This window comes from Clostridium sp., from assembly GCF_029258205.1.
Taxonomy (GTDB): Bacteria; Bacillota; Clostridia; order Clostridiales; family Clostridiaceae; genus Sarcina.
Window position 1 is genome coordinate 1 of the sequence record NZ_JARHZJ010000029.1, and the last position, 18,991, is coordinate 18,991.

The following is an 18,991-nucleotide window of genomic DNA, read 5'->3' on the forward strand; positions in this document are numbered from 1 at the left end:
TAAGAAGTTTGGTATAGCTATTGCTGCTAATATCGCTATGATTGCTATAACTATAATTAGTTCTATTAGCGTAAAACCTTTTTTCTTTTTGTTTTGTTTTTTTGTATTCATTTGTTTTCCTCCTTAAAATAATATTCAATTTATATTAAAAGATAAACTTTTAATTCTTATTAACTCTCATTTTAACCTATACTGTTATACATTCTAAACATAGGTGTTAATATTGAAATTATTAAAAATCCTATAATTATTCCCATAAAAACTATCATTGCAGGCTCTATTAATGCTGTCGCTGTTTGTATTTCTCTTTCTAGTTCATCATCATAAAAGTCTGCTGTTTTATCTAATATGCTATCTAGTGAACCAGCTTCCTCTCCAACCTTAACCATTGAAGCAAGCATTGGTGGAAAGATTTTTATTTTCATTATTGAATCTCCTAATCCTTCCCCTTTTAATACCTTTTCTTTTACTTTTAGTAATTCCTTCTCTGCAATTTTATTACCAACTACAGAAGCAACTATTTCTAGAGATGTTATTAAAGATATTCCACTTGATGATACTATTCCCATTGTTCTTGTAAATCTAGAAACTATTATTTTTTGAGTTAATTTCTTTATTAATGGGATTTTTAAATTTATTACACTTAATGTGTATTGACCTTTTTCACTCTTTAAATATTTTCCAAGCAATATAATTGCTATTACTAAAATTAAAAAAATTATTATTCCATACTTGCCTAGTATCTTACTCGTGTCAAGAACCATCTTAGTTGACATTGGAAGCTCTACATTGTTTTCTTCAAACATTTGTACAAAGGTTGGCATTACAAAGGTAAGAATAAAGGTAATAGCAATAATAGCTACCACTGCAAGAACTAAGGGATAAATCATAGCACTTTTAATTTTTCCTCTTATCTTTGTTTCTTTTTCATAGTATTCAGCCATTCTTTTTAATATTATATCTAAATTACCACTTTTCTCACCAGCATCAATCATGTTAGTAAGTAAATTTGGGAAAACATCTTTTCTTTTCCTCATAGAACTTGATAAAGTTTCTCCTTTTTTTATATCAGCATTTACTCCAATCAAGGCTTCCCTAAGCTTTGGATTATCACTTTGTTCTGTTAATATATTCAAAGCTTTACCAATAGGCAATCCAGAATCTAACATAACATAAAACTGTCTAGAAAATACTGCTATATCCTTAAGTTTCACCTTACGATTAAAAGAAAAACTTCTTTTACTTCGTTCCTTTTCTATACTTAGAGGATAATATTGATTTGATAAAAGCATTTCCCTAACTTGACTTTCAGAACTAGCACTTTGAGAGCCTTCTACTCTTTGTCCCTTTGAATTAATAGCTTTGTATTTAAAATTTGCCATAATTCCTCTCCTTTTGTCTTATCAAATTAAGTATCGTAAGTTATATTTAACATTTCTTCAACTGTTGTATTTCCTTCTAAAACTAAACTTCTACATGCTTGTCTAAGTGTTCTCATACCATGCTTAATTGAAATTTCCTTAAGAACATCTGCACTTTCATTTTTTAAAATAGCATCTCTATGCTCCTTAGTCACTTCCATAATTTCATAAATACCCATTCTACCTACATAGCCAGTATGATTACAGTAAGCACACCCTTTACCTATACGAAGTATTAGTTCTTCATTTTTATCTATACTTAATATTTCTTTTTCATATGGTGTAGCTTCATAGTCATGTCCACATTTTGGACAAATTTTTCTAACAAGTCTTTGAGCTATAACTCCTTTAATAGCATTTGCAATCAAATATCTTTGAACGCCCATATCCTCAAGTCTTAAAATAGTAGATGGAGCATCATTAGTATGTAAGGTTGATAAAACTAAGTGCCCTGTAATAGCTGCTCTTATTGCTATCTTAGCTGTCTCAGTATCTCTTATCTCCCCAACCATTATGATATCAGGGTCTTGTCTTAATATAGCTCTTAACCCAGTTGCAAAGGTTAATCCAACCTTATTATTAACATTGACTTGGTTAATTCCTTCAATTGAAACCTCAACAGGATCTTCTACAGTAATAATATTTTTACTTTCTGTATTTAGCTCATTTAAAATAGTATAAAGTGTTGTAGTTTTACCACTTCCTGTAGGTCCTGTAACAAGAATTATTCCATTAGAATAATTTGTTATTTTGTCTAATAGATTAAGTTCATAATTCTTTAATCCAAGTTCTTCTTTAGAAATTATGAAATTTGCCTTATTGATTATTCTTATAACTATCTTTTCCCCTGTTATCATAGGAAGAGTAGATACTCTTAAATCAATTTGTTTATCTCCAACTCTCGTAAGAATTCTTCCATCTTGAGGAAGTCTTTTTTCTGATATGTCTAAATTCGCCAATATTTTAACACGAGTAACTAAAGGTGCTAAAGTATCTACTGGCAAAGTTGATATAGTGTATAGTTTTCCATCTATTCTATATCTAATTCTTAATATATTTTCATAAGTTTCAATATGTATATCACTAGCTCTCTCTTCAACTGCATTCTTAATAACATACTCTATCATTTTTACAATAGGTGCATTATCTAAATTATCTATTTCCTCAATTTTATCTAAATTAAGCTCATCACGTTCCTCATCAGAGGCTTTTGATAATTCCTCAGCAACTGATAAAACCTTTTGGTTTGAATAATATATATCTATAGCTCTTTGAATAGACTGCTTTGGTGCAATATAAGGCTTAACATTTAGACCCGTAGATATTTCAACATCATCTATTGCAACTATATCTAGTGGATCAGCCATTGCAACTTTTATAGTAGTATCATCTACTTCATATGGAAATATCAAATGCTTTCTACAAACATTTTCTGAAATCATCTTTATAGCTCTTCTATCTATTTTTGTAATTTCAAGATTTACTCTTTCAATATTTAATTGTTTTTCTAAAACTTCTATTATATCCTCTTCATCAACAAAGTTTTGATCAACTAATATTTCTCCAAGCCTCTTTCCAACTTGCTTCTGAATAAGCAATGCTTCTTTAAGCTCATCTTCTGTAAGCTTTCCAGATTCTATTAGCATATCTCCTAAACGCTTTTTCTCATAACTAATCAAAGAAAATGCCCCCTTTTTAAATCAAAAATTCAACTATTAAATTGATAATTTTTACTAATAAATTATATATTCTTTAAATTCCAAAATATATTGGTGTTATTATATTTCCAAAAAATATCAATATAATAGTAGATATTCCTATAGCTGGCCCAAAAGCTATATAGTCACCTTTTTTCTTTTGTTTAAGTAAAATAGCCAACAATGCTATTATTCCTCCAATAATAAATGATAAAAATATATTTATTATTGCTAATTTCCATCCTAAAAAAATTCCTGCTATGGCATTTATCTCTATATCCCCACTCCCCATAGCTCCAGTCAATTTACTAATTAAAAATATTACTACTGCGGATATTAATAATCCAATAAAGTAATTTAAAATATTTTCTCCAAAATAAAACTTTTCTATTAGCGCAAAAAGAATCCCAAGTATTATAGCTGGATAAGTAGTAACTGCATAAACATCTTGGGTATCGTAATCTATAAATGAAATTACTATGAGAAATGTAATTAAGACTAAATACTTAACTGTCAAAAAAGATATACCGTAATATTTGTATACACAAAAATATAAAAAACCTGTAAGCAATTCTATTAATGGATACCTTATAGATATTTTTGTTTTACAATATCTACACTTTCCACCTAAAAACAAATAACTAAAAACAGGTATTAAATCTATAGGTTTTAGTTGCTTTTTGCATGTACCACAGTGTGAAGGTGGAAATACTATAGACTCCCCTACAGGAATTCTAAAAATGCAAACATTCAAAAAGCTTCCAATTATTAATCCAAATAAAAAAAATGTTATAGACACATTGCCTCCAAAATTAACTAAAAACTAATTTTTTATTAATATTTAATATTAATTATAAACTTATTAAAATTTTTTGTAAATATTTTTGATTAAGCTTTTTTACTCATTATAAGAATAATTTAAATTTTTAGTATTTTCTAATATTATTATTGAATAATACTTAAAAAATAATTAAAGTACATAATTTAAAAATAAGGGCATATATAAAAATAAGTTTTACTACTATATTTTATATAGCCCCATAAAAATTAATTTAAGTAAAGTATATTTATCCTATAGATACCTTAACTTTTCTTCCATTCTCTATATTTACTTTATATAAATTACCCTTTTGTGGTTTATCTAAATCTTCAAGTAAATCTTGTAACTTACTTTTACTAGCTTCATCATTCATTCCTGAAATTTGCATACTTCCATTACCTGGGGTTATTTCTATCTTTGTAACACTACTTGAAAGTACATCTTCCGCTAACAACATTTCCACTGATCTTTCAATAGCTGCACAATTTTGTTCATCTACTTTTGTTTTTGAACTATCTTTAATAGCTGAAAAGTTAGGAGCTATAACTGTTAAAATTATAGCCATTATAGCTAAAACAACAGTTAATTCTATTAATGTGAATCCATCTTTCTTATTTCTTTTAAGTTCATTTCTTTTTTTAACTATTAAACTTGTTTTTATTAATGACATTTATAGTCCTCCCTTTATATATTTAAATTAAAAAATATTTAAATTTAAATTTATATTAGGATTATGGACATTTCTTCCATTTATATACACAAAAAAAGAGATTCTTTTAAAGAATCTCTTTTAATATATCATTTGTATATTTAATATCTTATGTTATTCAAAGTCTTAAGTTATCTTAAAATCTTTTGTTTTTTTAAATCTTTTGTTTATTCTAACTTATTTAAGTAATCTATAAAATCTTTAGTTTTTTTCTAATATCTTTTGTTATAACAGCCAAAAATATCTTTAAATTCCACTCATATGTAATTTTAACATCTTTTGTTTTATGAATTCATTTTTTAGGAATTATATCATCTTTAGTACCTATAATTCTTTTGTTTTCAAAAATCATTTGTAATTTATGTATTTATAATAACAAATATTTTCCCAATTGTCTACAAAACAATACAATATTTTTTATTTTTTTTAATATATGTATTTTATACCAATTAAAAACTTAAAATCAATACTTTTAATTATAATTAATTTCTAAACAATCTCTTTTTGTAAATTTTTCAATATCTTTTTCGACATTTAATAAAATTTAATCATATTATGTAATTTCTTTAAATTAGTAGCTAAATAAAAAAGGATGACAATTAAGTCATCCTTTTTATTAATACATTCCATCCATTCCCATACCTGCTCCTTGAGGTATTTCTTTTTCTGGAATATCTGCTACAGCAGCCTCTGTTGTTAAGAATGTTGATGCTACTGATGCTGCATTTTGAAGAGCTGATCTTGTAACCTTAGTTGGATCAACTATTCCTGCTTTAATCATATCTTTATATTCTCCTCTTAAAGCATCAAAGCCTACACCAGCATCACTATTTTTAACTTTTTCTATTATAACTGAACCCTCTAATCCTGCATTATGAGCTATTTGTCTCATAGGCTCTTCTAAAGATCTTACAATTATATTTATACCAACTTGTTCATCTTGTATATCAGAAGTTAATTTTGCAACTTCATTTATTACATTTACATAAGCTGTTCCACCACCTGGTACTATTCCTTCTTCAACAGCTGCCTTTGTAGCTGCTAAAGCATCCTCTATTCTTAACTTACTTTCCTTAAGCTCAGTTTCTGTAGCAGCTCCAACCTTAACTACTGCAACTCCACCTGCTAATTTAGCTAATCTTTCTTGTAATTTTTCTTTGTCAAATTCAGAACTAGTAGCTTCTAATTGCATTTTTATTTGATTAATTCTATTTTTAATTTCTTCTGAATTTCCTCTTCCATTAACTATTGTAGTGCTTTCTTTAGTTACTTTAACACTTTCAGCTTCTCCAAGCATATCTAATGTAGCTTCCTTTAAATCTCCACCTACTTCATCAGATATAACAGTTCCTCCTGTTAAAGTAGCTATATCTTGTAACATTTCTTTTCTTCTATCACCAAATCCAGGTGCTTTAACTGCAACACATGTAAATGTTCCTCTTAACTTATTAACAACTAATGTTGTCATAGCTTCGCCTTCTATGTCATCAGCTATTATTAAAAGTTTTTTACCTGATTGAACTATTTGCTCAAGTAGTGGTAATAAATCTTGGATATTGCTTATTTTCTTATCTGTTATTAATATTAATGGATTATCTAAAACAGCTTCCATTTTTTCAGTATCAGTAACCATATAAGCTGATACATATCCCCTATCAAATTGCATACCTTCAACAACATCTAACTCAGTTCCCATTGATTTAGATTCCTCTACAGTTATAACGCCCTCATTTCCTACCTTTTCCATAGCATCTGCAATTAGTTCACCAACTTTTTCATCAGCTGCTGAAATTGCAGCAACTCTAGCTATATCTTCTTTTCCGCTTACAGGTTTAGAAATTTTTTGTATTTCTTCTACAGCTTTTTCCACAGCAGTCTTAATTCCATTTCTTATTAATATAGGATTTGCTCCTGCTGTTACATTTTTTAATCCTTCTCTTATAATCGCTTGAGCTAATAATGTAGCTGTAGTAGTTCCATCTCCTGCCACGTCATTAGTCTTTGTAGCTACTTCTTTAACAAGTTGAGCCCCCATATTTTCATAAGCATCTTCAAGTTCAATTTCTCTTGCTATTGTAACCCCATCATTTGTTATTAATGGTGATCCAAATTTTTTATCTAAAATAACATTTCTTCCTTTTGGTCCTAATGTAACCTTAACAGTGTTAGCTAATTTATCTACACCAGCTTGCATAGATCTTCTTGCTTCTTCACCGAATAATAATGTTTTAGCCATATTAATTTACCTCCAAATCTATTATGAATATCTAAATCAATTATAGTTTAAAACTATTCAACTATTGCTAGTATATCGTCTTGTCTTAAGATAGTATATTCTTCTCCCTCGAACTTAACTTCTGTTCCTGCGTATTTAGAATATAATACTTTATCTCCTATTTTAACTTCCATTTCAGTTCTTTTTCCATCAACTATTGCTCCTGGTCCAACAGCAATAACCTCTGCTTCTTGTGGCCTTTCCTTAGCAGTTCCAGTAACTATTATACCGCTTTTAGTAGTTTCTTCTGCTTCTAATCTTTTAATAACAACCCTGTCTCCAAGTGGTTTAATACTCATAAAAAAACCTCCTTAAAAATACTAATTATTTTCTTTAGCACTCACTAATACAGAGTGCTAATTCTTACTATTATCATATAATTTACCTGTTGTAAATTCAATAACTAAATTTATTTATTTAGAATATATTATTATTATTTTCTATGTTTAAATGAATTTATCTTAAGTTTTCTACTATTCTTTTTATTTTTCTTTAATTTGCTTTTTTTGATATATAATTCTATTTATTACTTATTTCCATATTTTTATTTCTTAATACACTACATACTATAAATTAATACTAAATTTTTTCTTTAAATATGCATTTTTGTTTAATATTTAATAAAAAAGTCTAGAATAAATAAAAATAATTATTTTAAGGAGTAAATAATGATTAAGATTTTAAAAGATATATTATTATCATTTTACTTACTAATAAGTTCAGTAATATTAGCTATTATTATAACATTAAATATTTCCTCTATACTATATTCTGTACTTATTAAACTTAATAAAATTACTAACTATAACAATATTGGTAAAGAAGAAATTTTAAATGACTATAATAATATAATTAATTATTTAAATTCTCCCTCAGAACAAGTTCTTAAGTTTAAAAACTTTAAAATGAGCCCTACAGGAGAATTTCACTTTCTAGAAGTTAAAAAGATTTTTTCTTCAATATATTTAATAGGTTTAATATGCTTAATTTTAGGAATACTTTTATTTATACTTTTTAAAAATTTCAAACTAAAAATATCATTAAAAGCTTTAAATATTTTCTTCTATGAAATTTTATTTATAGTTACTATTTTACTCTTAAGTTTTTATTTAAACTTCTCAAAAGTCTTTACAATATTTCACAAAATATTTTTCAATAATGATTACTGGTTATTTGATCCTAAAAAAGATACAATAATAAATGTTTTGCCTGAATCTTATTTTTCATTTTTAGCAATTTTTATTTTATTTCTAGTAATGATATTTTCAATAATAGCTAAAATATTTTATACTATAAAAAAAACATAAACATCTAAACTAAAAATATTTAATATGAAATAGATTAGTTAAAAAATTTAGAATAAATCCTCTTAAATTTTCAAACTATTAAAATAAGTGCTTTTTTAATTTTAAATACATATATTATAATATTTATAAGTATTCTAATTATTAAAGGTGTGATGAATATGAATAAAGAAACTCATATATGTGCTCTTTGCGAAAGAAAAGTTCCTAAAATCACAAAACATCATCTCATTCCTCGTGAAAAAGGTGGAAGATTTGATGAAACGACCTACCTTTGTGTACCTTGCCATAAACAAGTACATGCTTTGTATAGTAACTATGAATTAGCTGTTAGGCTTAATTCTCTACCACGACTTAAAGATGATGAAAAAATTAAGCGTTACTTAAAGTTCATAAAAAATCAACCTGGTGATGCTAATATTACTATAAAAAAATCTAAAGCTCTTCGTAAAAAAGGTCGTTATTAATAAAATGTATTGTATTAAAATAAAACTTACAAACATATAAAGAGAATATCTAAATAAGCTTTAGAATTTAAATTCTTAGTTAAATCTATAAACCCTCTAAACATGTTTGTAAGTTTTTTCGTTAAATTTTTATTCCATTTTCTCTAGCATAATAGAATAGATATTGTTGAGCAAATCCAGAATATTCTCCAAATCTCTCTCTTGCAAAAATTCTTATTTTATTTAATGAGGCATCATCAGCTCCATAAAAATGCATCATTGCTCTCTTAACCCAAACATCTACTGGGAATGCAGAAGTTTTTTTCATAGAAAATAGCATTATACAGTCTGCTACCTTTGCTCCTACTCCCATAAATTCTTGAAGACCTTTATGACATCCATCAGCATCCATATTAGTTATCTTTTCTAAATCATATTTTTCTAATATTTCAACTATATCTTCTTCTGGAGCATCTAGTATTCCCTTTTTAGCTAACTCACAATTATATATATTTTTAGTTGTATCATATATATATTTACTTCTAAATGAAGCTCCTGTCTCTCTTATATCATCTATTGAGGCCTTAGCTAAACTTTCTGGAGTTGGGAAGGAATAATAAGTATTTCCTTTGTATTCTATTGGTTCTCCCCATCTTTCACTTATTTTCTTTATTGTCTTTGAAATTACAGGAATGCTATTTCTTGCTGATATTATAAATGAAATAACAAGTTCAAATGGATCTTGATTTAATATTCTTATTCCATATCCAAATTCAACAGCACTCTTTAATGTTTCATCCCAAGATAAAGCTTCCTTTACCTTTGAGTAATCTCTTTCTAAGTCAAAATAATCCAACCAAATATTCTCAAAATCCTCTTTGTTAGTATTGTATATTGTTACATCATCACCTTCTTGAGCTAACTCTATAACTTTTCCAAAGGCAACTCCTATGTATGAGCCACTTTCTGTTCTTTCCCATCTAAAACATTGCCCACATTCAAAAACTTGTTTTATATTAAAGTTTTTTGCATCCTTTAATACTACTTTATTCTCTCCATATTCTACACTTTTAAAATCCATTCTTTTCACCTATCTTTCTCTTCTTACAATTTCATCCAAGACCTCTGCTGCAGTTTCTATCATAACTATGCATCTTCTGTCATCATCTTTTTTGTACTTAGCTTTTAACTCAGTACAATTATAGTATCCCAATTTATCATAAAACTTTTCCATAAATTCCTGTGTTAATGCTCTAGTTTGTGGACTTTGATGACCTCTATCTTCCGTAAATATAAGTCCTATAACACCAGCTGATCCTGTTGCTGCTCCGCATACATTTCCTATTGATAGTCCTCCACCAAAAGAAGACATTACTTTTAAAGTTTCCTTTGATAAATTTAAATTATATTCTTCATTTGCAGCATACATTATACATTCTGCACAATTTAAATCATGCTTCTTATCCCATTTTTCTCTTGCTTTTTCAACTAACATATTATCCCTCCAAAATAAACTTCTATCTTTTAGTTATTATAGAGAAAAACTTTAATTTTTTAAATACACATAAATAACATTTGAACTTAAAGTATCAATATTTTAATCCCAACTTTAAGACCTTATGCTAATAATATTACACTAATAAAAGTTATTAATAAACAATCTTTTTATACACTCTAAAAAGAAAAACATGGATAGGTCTTCTTTAAAATCCCATCCATGCTTTAAACTAAGCCTTTATTATTTTTTTCTTATCAACTTTAAAAGTATCCCAAAGTATACTTATTGCAATTAGCACCATAAGTCCTGATATTACTATAGGCTTTGATAAAAATGCTGTAACATAACCTAAAAGAGGCATATGAAATAAAACTTTTCCTATTAAATCTTCACCTCTAACTATTTCATTATCACTAGCATTATTATTATCTCCCTTTGTTATAAATCCTTCTTCATTTTTTTCAACAACTCTATGAGTAACCACTTTTCCATCATATTTAAATGTTATTATATCTCCAACTTTAATATCATCAGATTTAGCACTCCTAACAATAGCTAAATCTCCAGTGTTAATCTCTGGTTCCATACTTCCACTTAATATTGAATATGTTCTAAATCCAACAACCTTAAATATTGAATCTGACTTACTCATAAGATTATTTATTAACATTATAACTAACATAAAAATAACAATATAATATACTGTATTAAACATATTTTTTCTATTCATAAATTCACCCTTACTAAATATAAATATAATTTTCCTATTATATTTATATTCAAACATTATGTAAAGTATTCCTACATAAAAACAAAAGCTTTACCAAAATCAAACAAATTCACCCTTAATACAATTTTAATTAAACTAAATTATAAGTTATTAAGATTGCTATAAACACCTCCAAGCTTAATAAGTTCTTCATGTGTTCCTCTCTCTTCTATTCCTTTATCTGTTAATACAACTATCTCATCAGAATTTTTAACTGTTGAAAGCCTATGGGCAACTACAATAGTTGTTCTATCTTTACTTAATTTTTCTAAAGCTTTTTGTATTTCATATTCTGTAACATTATCTAAAGCAGATGTAGCTTCATCTAATATTAATATTGATGGGTTCTTTAAAAATACTCTAGCTATTGAAATTCTTTGCTTTTGTCCCCCTGAAAGTTTAACCCCTCTTTCACCTATAAATGTATCATATCCATCTTCTAAATCCATAATAAAATCATGTAGGCATGCATTTTTAGCTGCTTCTATAACTTCCTCATCTGTAGCATTAGGATTTCCATACATTATATTTTCTTTTATGGTTCCTGTAAATAAAAATACATCTTGTTGAACTATACCAATATTCTCTCTTAATGATTTTAAAGTAACAGTACTTATATCAACATCATCAATAAAAATCTGACCACTTTCATAGTCATAGAATCTAGGTATAAGATTACATATTGTTGTCTTTCCTCCACCTGATGGACCAACTAAAGCAACCATTTTACCTGCTTCAATATCTAAATTAAAATTCTCTAAAATACTTTCTTTATTGTCGTATCTGAAAGTAACATCTTTTATTGTAATCTTCCCTTTTACATCTTCAAGTTCCTTTGCATTAGGAATTTCCTTTTCATTTTCTTCATTCATTATCTCTTCATATCTTTCAAAACCAGACATTCCATTTTGGAACATTTCATTGAAATTTATAAGCTTTCTAATAGGTTGTAAGAACATCTTTATATATAATAAGTACGCTGCAAAATCTCCTATGTTTATTTTTCCTAAGTAAGTAAAATATCCAGCTGCTATTAAAACTATAAGCTCAAGCATATCTACAAGGAAGAACATCCCTGAAAAATACTCAGCCATAGCCTTATAAGCATGTTCTCTAGCTTTTTTGAAAATTCTATTGCTCTTATAGAACTTTTCCATTTCATAAGCCTTATTACCAAAAGATTTAGTTACCCTAACTCCTGAAATACTATTTTCTATAGTAGCATTTACTTCACCAGTTTTAATCCTTGTCTCTTTAAATGCTTTTTTCATTTTATTTCTTTTATGAATAGTATAAAAAAGTAAAAACGGTATTATAGAAAAAGTAATAATTGTTAAAGGCACATTTATTGTGCATAAAATTATAAATGATCCTATTAACATAACTAATGATATAAATAAATCTTCTGGACCATGGTGGGCTAATTCTGATATATCTAAGAGATCATTTATTATTCTAGACATAATTACACCAGTTTTGTTATTGTCAAAATACTTATTAGGCATATCCTGTAACTTATTAAATAAGTCTCTTCTCATATCAGCTTGCATTCTAACACCAACTACATGCCCCCAATATTGCATAAAATAGTTTAATCCTGCCTTAATCAAGAATATTAGAGTAAGTATAATTGCAAAAGTAAACAATAATTTTATCTGTTTATTTGGAATAACATCATTAATTATATTTCTTGTAATCATAGGATAAAATAAGTCACAAGCTGAAACTAAAAATGCCGCTAATAAATCTAAAACAAATAATTTTTTATATGGTTTATAATAACGTATAAATCTTTTTAACATATTACCTCCTTTTAATTTTTAAAATTGTTAATTAACACCAATTTTCATTCTTTTAATTATAATGAACTTTCTAAATTAAATCAACCAAATAAAATAATTTAAATAAAAAGAGATTGATAAATTATCAACCTCTTTACCTACATAAATATTTTACCTATAATTATACCTCAAAATATTTTAATAATATTAGATTTATATTATAGAAAATCTATATCTTATAAACTTTTTAAATTTTCAATATTATGCGTTGTACTTGTAGAATCCTCTGCCTGTTTTTCTACCTAACCATCCTGCTCTGACATATTTTCTTAAAAGACTGTGAGCTCTATATTTACTGTCTCCAGTTTCTTTAAATAATACATCCATTATAGCTAAGCAAACATCTAATCCTATTAAATCTCCTAAAGCTAAAGGTCCCATTGGATGATTAGCTCCTAATTTCATTGAAGTATCTATATCTTCAACTGAAGCTATTCCTTCTGCATATATTCCAATAGCTTCGTTTATCATAGGTATAAGTATTCTATTAACTACAAATCCTGGTGCTTCAGCAACTTCTACCGGAGTCTTTCCTATAGCTTCTGACATAGCTTTTACTTTGTCAAAAGTTTTTTGTGAAGTAGCCATACCTCTTATTATTTCAACAAGTTTCATTATTGTTGCAGGATTAAAGAAATGCATCCCTATAACTTTATCAGGTCTGTTTGTAACTGAAGCTACTTCTGTTATTGATAATGAAGATGTATTTGAAGCTAATATAGTTTCTTCTTTGCAGATTTTATCTAATTCAGCAAAAATTTGTTTTTTGATTTCCATATTTTCAACTGCAGCTTCTATAACTAAATCACAGTCAGCAGCTAATCCTAAATCAGTAGTTCCAGTGATTTTTGATAATACTGATTCTTTATCCTCTTCAGTTATTTTTCCTTTAGAAACTAATTTAGTAAGACCTTTATTGATTCCAGCTATTCCTCTGTCAACAAACTCGTCTTTGATATCTCTAACTATAACTTCATATCCTTTTTGTGCAAATGCTTGAACTATTCCAGCACCCATTGTACCTGCACCAATTACAAAAATCTTTTCCATATTAAATTCCTCCTAAATCCTCTCTTTAATTATTATTTCCTGATTTAACAGAAAAATCCTATACAATTAATTAAAAAATTTTACCCTTTTTATATTATTTATTAATTAAGCTTCTTCTTTCATAGCTTTTAATTGAGCTATGAATTCTGGAATAACTTTATTTACATCTCCAACTATTGCATAGTCAGCAATCTTCATTATTGGAGCATTAGCATCCTTATTTATAGCTATTATCATATCTGAATCTTGCATACCAGCAGCATGTTGAATAGCTCCTGATATACCACAAGCTACATATATATTTGGTCTAACAGTTTTTCCTGTTTGTCCAACTTGGTAATCTTTATCTACCCATCCTTTTTCTACTGCTGCTCTTGAAGCTGCTATTGATCCATTCATAACTTCTGCTAATTCTTTAAGCATTTTAAAGTTCTCTTCTGAACCAATACCTCTACCACCAGCAACTAATATTTTAGCTTCTGATATATCAACAATATCTTTATGTTCTTTAACTATTTCAATAATTTTTGTTCTTATATCATTAGAGTTAAATTTCACTTCAACATTTTCTAAAGTTGCATCATTTTCTCCTAATGGAAGTTTTTCAAAAACTCCTGGTCTTACTGTAGCCATTTGTGGTCTATGATCTGGGCATACGATTGTAGCCATTAAGTTACCACCAAAGGCTGGTCTTGTTGCTAATAAATCTCCACTTTCAACATCAACATCTAAAGATGTACAGTCAGCAGTTAATCCTGTTTCTAATCTTGCAGCAACTCTTGGACCTAAGTCTCTTCCTATGAATGTTGCTCCTATAAAGATTATATTTGGTTTTTTAGCATTAGCTAATTCACATATAGCTTTAGTATATCCATCAGTTGTGTAATGTTCTAACTCTTTAGAATCAACAACTAATACTTCATCAGCACCATGTCTTGATAAATCTTCAACTAATTTTTCAACTTTACTTCCTATTAATAACGCTGTTAATTTTGATCCTAATTTATCAGCTATTTTTCTACCTTCACCTAATAATTCTAATGAAACTTTTTGTAATTTACCTTCTCTTTGCTCTGCAAAAACCCAAACGCCATTGAAATCTGCTTTATTCATCTTAAATACCTCCTATATTCCTTAGATGTAGTGTTTTTCTTTTAATTTGCCTAGTACATAATTAACTGAATCTTTAGGTGATTCTTTAACTATTTCTCCTGCACCTTTAGCTTCTTTAGTCATTGATCTCTTAACTTTTGTTGGAGATCCTTTTAATCCCAATTCAGCTTTATCTACATCTATATCATCAGCTGACCATACTAAGATTTCATCATCAGATGTTTCAAATATACTTCTAACATTCATGTATCTTGGCTCATTTAACTCTTTTATAGCAGTTAAAAGTACTGGAGTCTCAACTTTTATTAATTCATATCCATCTTCTAAAGCTCTATTTACTAATAATCCATCTTCTTCAACTTTAACATCTTGAACATAAGTTACTTGAGGAATATTTAAATGTTCAGCTATTTCTGGCCCAACTTGTGCAGTATCTCCATCAATAGCTTGTCTTCCTGCAAATATTATGTCATATTCTAATTTCTTTAATGCTCCAGCTAAAGCCTTTGAAGTAGCTAATGTATCTGCACCTGCAAATGCTCTATCAGTTATAAGAATTGCTTTATTAGCTCCCATACACAAAGCTTCTCTTAAAGATAATTTAGCTTGAGGTGGTCCCATACTTAATACAGTTACTTCTGCACCATTATTATCCTTTAATTGTAATGCAGCTTCTAAAGCATGTTTGTCCTCTGGGTTTATTATTGATGGAACTCCATCTCTTATAAGAGTTCCTGTTTTTGGATCTATTTTAACAGCTGTTGTATCTGGCACTTGTTTTAAGCAAACTACTATTTTCATCTCAAAGCCCTCCTAAAATTATCTTAATATACTTCCTGCGATAACCATTTTTTGAACTTCTGAAGTTCCTTCGTAAATCTCAGTTATCTTAGCATCTCTCATCATTCTTTCTACTGGGTATTCCTTAGTATATCCATACCCACCAAATAATTGAACTGCCTTAGTTGTAACTTCCATAGCTACATCTGCAGCGAATAATTTAGCTCTTGCAGCATCTATAGAATATGGTTTACCCTCTTCTTTTAAGCAAGCTGCTTTATATACTAAAAATCTTGCTGCTTCAATTTTAGTATCCAATTCTGCTACCATCCATTGTAATCCTTGAAATGCAGATAATGATCTACCAAATTGTTTTCTTTCTTTCATATAAGCAACAGCTTCTTCTAAAGCTCCTTCTGCTATACCTAAGGCTTGAGCAGCTATACCTATTCTACCACCGTCTAAAGTTTTCATTGCTATTCCAAATCCTTTTCCTTCTCTTCCAATTAAGTTTTCTTTTGGAACAACACAGTTTTCCATGATTAACTCAGTTGTTGAAGAAGCTCGTATACCCATTTTGTCTTCTAACTTACCAATTGAGAACCCGGGGAAATTCTTTTCAACTATGAAAGCTGAAATCCCTCTTGTACCTTGACTCTTATCAGTCATAGCAAAGATTATGAAAATATCTGCAACTCCACCATTTGTTATAAAGATTTTACTTCCGTTTAAGATATAATTATCTCCTTCTAATACGGCTGTAGTTTGTTGTCCTGCAGCATCTGTACCTGCTCCTGGTTCAGTTAATCCAAAAGCACCTAATTTTTCTCCTTTTGCAAGTGAAGTTAAATATTTTTCCTTTTGAGCTTTAGTACCGAATTGATCTATTAATGAAGCACATAATGAAGTATGAGCTGAAACTATAACCCCTGTAGTAGCACAAACTTTTGATAACTCTTCAACAGTTAAGATGTAAGATAAAGTATCTCCACCAGCTCCTCCATATTCTTTACTAAAAGGAATTCCCATCATTCCTAGTTTAGCCATTTTCTTAACATTTTCCATAGGGAATCTTTCTGTTACATCTATTTCTGCCGCTATTGGTTTAACTTCATTTTGCGCAAATTCTCTAACCATTTGCTTAACTAATTCTTGTTCTCTTGTTAATTGAAAGTTCATTTTAATTACCCTCCTTAAATCCACACAACCATTTTGTTCAAAAATTACTTGTTTTTAAAGTTCTTTTCTCTTCTTTCTATAAAAGCACTCATACCTTCTTTTTGATCTTCTGTATCAAAACATTTTCCGAAATCCTCAGCTTCTATAACTACCGCTGAATCTATATCAACTTTCATTCCTCTATCAATTGCATCTTTACATAACTTAACAGCTATTGGTGCATTAGCAGCTATTTTCTTAGCTATTGACATTGCTTCTTCCATTAAATTCTCTGGTTCAACAACCTTATTTACTAAACCAATTTTTAAAGCTTCATCAGCCTTTATCATATCACCTGTATAAATAAGTTCTTTAGCTTTACTAATTCCAACTATTCTTGGTAATCTTTGAGTTCCTCCAAAACCTGGAGTTATTCCTAATCCAACCTCAGGTTGAGCAAATTTAGCCTTTGTAGTTGCTATTCTTATATCACAAGCCATAGAAATCTCACATCCACCACCTAAAGCAAAACCGTTTATAGCGGCAATTACAGGCTTGTTTATTTTTTCTAATCTTCTAAATACTTTATTACCTAAAAGTCCAAATTCTTTACCTTCTTCTTCATTTAGGTCTTTCATTTCTGATATATCAGCACCTGCAACAAATGATTTATTTCCAGCACCTGTTAAAATAACAACATATATATCATCTTGTTTTTCTATATGATTTATAGCATTATATAAATCTTTCAAAGTTTCTGAGTTTAGCGCATTTAATGCCTTAGGTCTGTTAATTGTTAAAACCCCAATGTTTCCTTCTTTTTCAAAGATTACATTATTTAATTCCATTGTATTTCCTCCCTTACATACCATAGCGAATATATGGTTTTAAATAACTAAACAACCATTAATTAATAACTCAACATTTTCTTTCTATACTTTTTCACAGAAATTATTGTTAATTTTATAACAAACAAAAACAAAAAAAATAATTGAAGTACCAAGTACTTCAATTAAATTATAAAACCTAAAAATAGATTTTTCAATATATTTTTGAAAATATATTACTATTTTTCCATATTAATTATTTTTTACAAAATAAATCCAATTTATTTATCATCATTATGATTTAAAAGATATACTAAAGTCATCATACTTTCACTTAAATGTACATTCTCCACTCCTATATCTTTTGGTACCTGAAGATCTATAGGAGCAAAGTTCCATATGCCTTTGATTCCTCCAGCTATAAGATCATCGCATACCTTTTGAGCATTTGTTCTTGGAACACAAATTATACCTATTTCAACATCATTTTCTTTTACGAAATCTTTTAAATTCTCTACATCTTGTATTTCAACATCTCTTATTTTTATCCCAAACATTCTTGGGTTAGCATCAAAAATACCTTTTAATTTAAAGCCCAATCTGTTGAAACTACTATAATTTGCAATAGCCTGACCTATGTTACCAGCTCCTATTATAACTGTATTATAGTCTCTTGTAAGTCCTAATATATTTCCTATATTATTGTATAACTCTTTTACATTATATCCATATCCCTGTTGCCCAAAATCTCCAAAACAATTAAGATCCTGTCTTATTTGAGAAGCAGTAAATCCTATTTTTTCACTTAACTCTTTTGAAGATATTCTATCAACATCATTTTCCATCAATTCTTGTAAATATCTGTGGTATTTAGGCAATCTTTTTATAACGGCCATAGATATGCCTTTTTTCTTTTCCATTTTAATAGCACCTCTTTCTAAAATTTTTTCTTTTTTTAAAAAGTAATTACTTTTTAGATTGTATTTTAAAATCAAATGATAAAATTACAAATTTAACCTTCTAAAATATTACCATATCCCAAAAAGTTTGTCTATATTTTAACATTCTTTTGGTCTAACTATCAAAAATATATGTATTAAAGTGTATTTTTTACATTTAATTGCATTTTTTATATTCTACAATTAATACTATTAAATTTTTACCATTATATTATAACTTTATAATAAATTTTTGCAAAAAAAATAAGGCTTGTGTGGCTAAAACCCTACATGCACACAAGCCTATTTAAACATTTAATAATGTTTAATATAAAAGTTTAAGGG

The 18,991-nt window shown here is 28.0% G+C and carries 19 protein-coding genes; 2 read left to right on the top strand and 17 right to left on the bottom strand.

Features of this window, described 5'->3' with window-relative positions; all coding sequences use genetic code 11:
• The 7 genes from Q1J60_RS04150 to groES all read right to left on the bottom strand — a co-directional run.
• The coding region (locus Q1J60_RS04150; protein ID WP_300259001.1) for a prepilin-type N-terminal cleavage/methylation domain-containing protein at nt 1-111 on the bottom strand (111 nt) is incomplete at its 3' end.
• Nucleotides 112-182: 71 nt separating this feature from the next.
• Nucleotides 183-1,382, bottom strand: coding sequence for a type II secretion system F family protein (locus Q1J60_RS04155; RefSeq protein WP_300258873.1), 1,200 nt, complete (start codon nt 1,380-1,382; stop codon nt 183-185).
• A 26-nt stretch (nt 1,383-1,408) separates the two neighbouring features.
• Nucleotides 1,409-3,100 carry a GspE/PulE family protein gene (locus tag Q1J60_RS04160; protein WP_300258875.1) on the bottom strand — a complete coding sequence of 564 codons (1,692 nt, stop codon included), beginning with the start codon at nt 3,098-3,100 and terminating at the stop codon, nt 1,409-1,411.
• A gap of 73 nt (nt 3,101-3,173) precedes the next feature.
• A complete protein-coding gene (locus Q1J60_RS04165) occupies nt 3,174-3,917 on the bottom strand; it encodes a prepilin peptidase (RefSeq protein WP_300258877.1) in 744 nt (247 codons plus the stop codon).
• Nucleotides 3,918-4,185: 268 nt separating this feature from the next.
• Nucleotides 4,186-4,608: a type II secretion system protein gene (locus Q1J60_RS04170; RefSeq protein WP_300258879.1), complete on the bottom strand. Its 423-nt coding sequence runs from the start codon at nt 4,606-4,608 to the stop codon at nt 4,186-4,188.
• Nucleotides 4,609-5,263: 655 nt separating this feature from the next.
• Nucleotides 5,264-6,883, bottom strand: coding sequence for a chaperonin GroEL (groL, locus tag Q1J60_RS04175; protein ID WP_300258882.1), 1,620 nt, complete (start codon nt 6,881-6,883; stop codon nt 5,264-5,266).
• Between the two features lie 53 nt (nt 6,884-6,936).
• Nucleotides 6,937-7,221, bottom strand: coding sequence for a co-chaperone GroES (gene groES, locus Q1J60_RS04180; RefSeq protein WP_061429176.1), 285 nt, complete (start codon nt 7,219-7,221; stop codon nt 6,937-6,939).
• Nucleotides 7,222-7,590: 369 nt separating this feature from the next.
• On the opposite strand from groES, the gene Q1J60_RS04185 reads away from it, so the two are divergent.
• Complete coding sequence (locus Q1J60_RS04185; protein WP_300258885.1) at nt 7,591-8,229, top strand: TIGR01906 family membrane protein; 639 nt, start codon at nt 7,591-7,593, stop codon at nt 8,227-8,229.
• Nucleotides 8,230-8,387: 158 nt separating this feature from the next.
• Nucleotides 8,388-8,693, top strand: coding sequence for an HNH endonuclease (locus Q1J60_RS04190; protein WP_300258887.1), 306 nt, complete (start codon nt 8,388-8,390; stop codon nt 8,691-8,693).
• A 121-nt stretch (nt 8,694-8,814) separates the two neighbouring features.
• On the opposite strand, the gene Q1J60_RS04195 is transcribed toward Q1J60_RS04190, so the two are convergent.
• The 10 genes from Q1J60_RS04195 to Q1J60_RS04240 all read right to left on the bottom strand — a co-directional run bounded on the left by Q1J60_RS04195 (nt 8,815) and on the right by Q1J60_RS04240 (nt 18,628).
• Nucleotides 8,815-9,753 (bottom strand): DNA-3-methyladenine glycosylase family protein, encoded by a 939-nt coding sequence (locus Q1J60_RS04195; protein ID WP_300258890.1) that lies wholly within the window; start codon nt 9,751-9,753, stop codon nt 8,815-8,817.
• 9 nt (nt 9,754-9,762) lie between these two features.
• Entirely contained in the window at nt 9,763-10,167 is a 405-nt protein-coding gene (locus Q1J60_RS04200) for a C-GCAxxG-C-C family protein (protein WP_300258892.1), read from the bottom strand.
• A gap of 232 nt (nt 10,168-10,399) precedes the next feature.
• Nucleotides 10,400-10,900, bottom strand: a complete 501-nt coding sequence (locus Q1J60_RS04205; protein ID WP_300258895.1) for a signal peptidase I — start codon at nt 10,898-10,900, stop codon at nt 10,400-10,402.
• A gap of 140 nt (nt 10,901-11,040) precedes the next feature.
• Nucleotides 11,041-12,741 carry an ABC transporter ATP-binding protein gene (locus tag Q1J60_RS04210; protein WP_300258898.1) on the bottom strand — a complete coding sequence of 567 codons (1,701 nt, stop codon included), beginning with the start codon at nt 12,739-12,741 and terminating at the stop codon, nt 11,041-11,043.
• 240 nt (nt 12,742-12,981) lie between these two features.
• Nucleotides 12,982-13,830, bottom strand: a complete 849-nt coding sequence (locus Q1J60_RS04215) for a 3-hydroxybutyryl-CoA dehydrogenase (protein WP_300258901.1) — start codon at nt 13,828-13,830, stop codon at nt 12,982-12,984.
• Between the two features lie 105 nt (nt 13,831-13,935).
• Nucleotides 13,936-14,943 (bottom strand): electron transfer flavoprotein subunit alpha/FixB family protein, encoded by a 1,008-nt coding sequence (locus Q1J60_RS04220; RefSeq protein WP_300258903.1) that lies wholly within the window; start codon nt 14,941-14,943, stop codon nt 13,936-13,938.
• Nucleotides 14,944-14,964: 21 nt separating this feature from the next.
• Nucleotides 14,965-15,744, bottom strand: coding sequence for an electron transfer flavoprotein subunit beta/FixA family protein (locus tag Q1J60_RS04225; protein ID WP_300258906.1), 780 nt, complete (start codon nt 15,742-15,744; stop codon nt 14,965-14,967).
• Nucleotides 15,745-15,762: 18 nt separating this feature from the next.
• A complete protein-coding gene (locus Q1J60_RS04230) occupies nt 15,763-16,902 on the bottom strand; it encodes an acyl-CoA dehydrogenase (protein WP_300258909.1) in 1,140 nt (379 codons plus the stop codon).
• Nucleotides 16,903-16,946: 44 nt separating this feature from the next.
• Nucleotides 16,947-17,729, bottom strand: coding sequence for a short-chain-enoyl-CoA hydratase (locus tag Q1J60_RS04235; protein ID WP_300258912.1), 783 nt, complete (start codon nt 17,727-17,729; stop codon nt 16,947-16,949).
• Between the two features lie 260 nt (nt 17,730-17,989).
• Nucleotides 17,990-18,628, bottom strand: a complete 639-nt coding sequence (locus Q1J60_RS04240) for a redox-sensing transcriptional repressor Rex (protein WP_300258915.1) — start codon at nt 18,626-18,628, stop codon at nt 17,990-17,992.
• Nucleotides 18,629-18,991: the final 363 nt, after the last annotated feature.

Excerpts from the sequence above, each read along its gene's own strand:
- Q1J60_RS04155 (WP_300258873.1), bottom strand. The coding sequence starts at position 1,382 with ATGGCAAATTTTAAATACAAAGCTATTAATTCAAAGGGACAAAGAGTA.
- Q1J60_RS04170 (WP_300258879.1), bottom strand. The coding sequence starts at position 4,608 with ATGTCATTAATAAAAACAAGTTTAATAGTTAAAAAAAGAAATGAACTT.
- groL (WP_300258882.1), bottom strand. The coding sequence starts at position 6,883 with ATGGCTAAAACATTATTATTCGGTGAAGAAGCAAGAAGATCTATGCAA.
- groES (WP_061429176.1), bottom strand. The coding sequence starts at position 7,221 with ATGAGTATTAAACCACTTGGAGACAGGGTTGTTATTAAAAGATTAGAA.
- Q1J60_RS04185 (WP_300258885.1), top strand. The coding sequence starts at position 7,591 with ATGATTAAGATTTTAAAAGATATATTATTATCATTTTACTTACTAATA.
- Q1J60_RS04190 (WP_300258887.1), top strand. The coding sequence starts at position 8,388 with ATGAATAAAGAAACTCATATATGTGCTCTTTGCGAAAGAAAAGTTCCT.
- Q1J60_RS04195 (WP_300258890.1), bottom strand. The coding sequence starts at position 9,753 with ATGGATTTTAAAAGTGTAGAATATGGAGAGAATAAAGTAGTATTAAAG.
- Q1J60_RS04200 (WP_300258892.1), bottom strand. The coding sequence starts at position 10,167 with ATGTTAGTTGAAAAAGCAAGAGAAAAATGGGATAAGAAGCATGATTTA.
- Q1J60_RS04205 (WP_300258895.1), bottom strand. The coding sequence starts at position 10,900 with ATGAATAGAAAAAATATGTTTAATACAGTATATTATATTGTTATTTTT.
- Q1J60_RS04210 (WP_300258898.1), bottom strand. The coding sequence starts at position 12,741 with ATGTTAAAAAGATTTATACGTTATTATAAACCATATAAAAAATTATTT.
- Q1J60_RS04215 (WP_300258901.1), bottom strand. The coding sequence starts at position 13,830 with ATGGAAAAGATTTTTGTAATTGGTGCAGGTACAATGGGTGCTGGAATA.
- Q1J60_RS04220 (WP_300258903.1), bottom strand. The coding sequence starts at position 14,943 with ATGAATAAAGCAGATTTCAATGGCGTTTGGGTTTTTGCAGAGCAAAGA.
- Q1J60_RS04225 (WP_300258906.1), bottom strand. The coding sequence starts at position 15,744 with ATGAAAATAGTAGTTTGCTTAAAACAAGTGCCAGATACAACAGCTGTT.
- Q1J60_RS04230 (WP_300258909.1), bottom strand. The coding sequence starts at position 16,902 with ATGAACTTTCAATTAACAAGAGAACAAGAATTAGTTAAGCAAATGGTT.
- Q1J60_RS04235 (WP_300258912.1), bottom strand. The coding sequence starts at position 17,729 with ATGGAATTAAATAATGTAATCTTTGAAAAAGAAGGAAACATTGGGGTT.
- Q1J60_RS04240 (WP_300258915.1), bottom strand. The coding sequence starts at position 18,628 with ATGGAAAAGAAAAAAGGCATATCTATGGCCGTTATAAAAAGATTGCCT.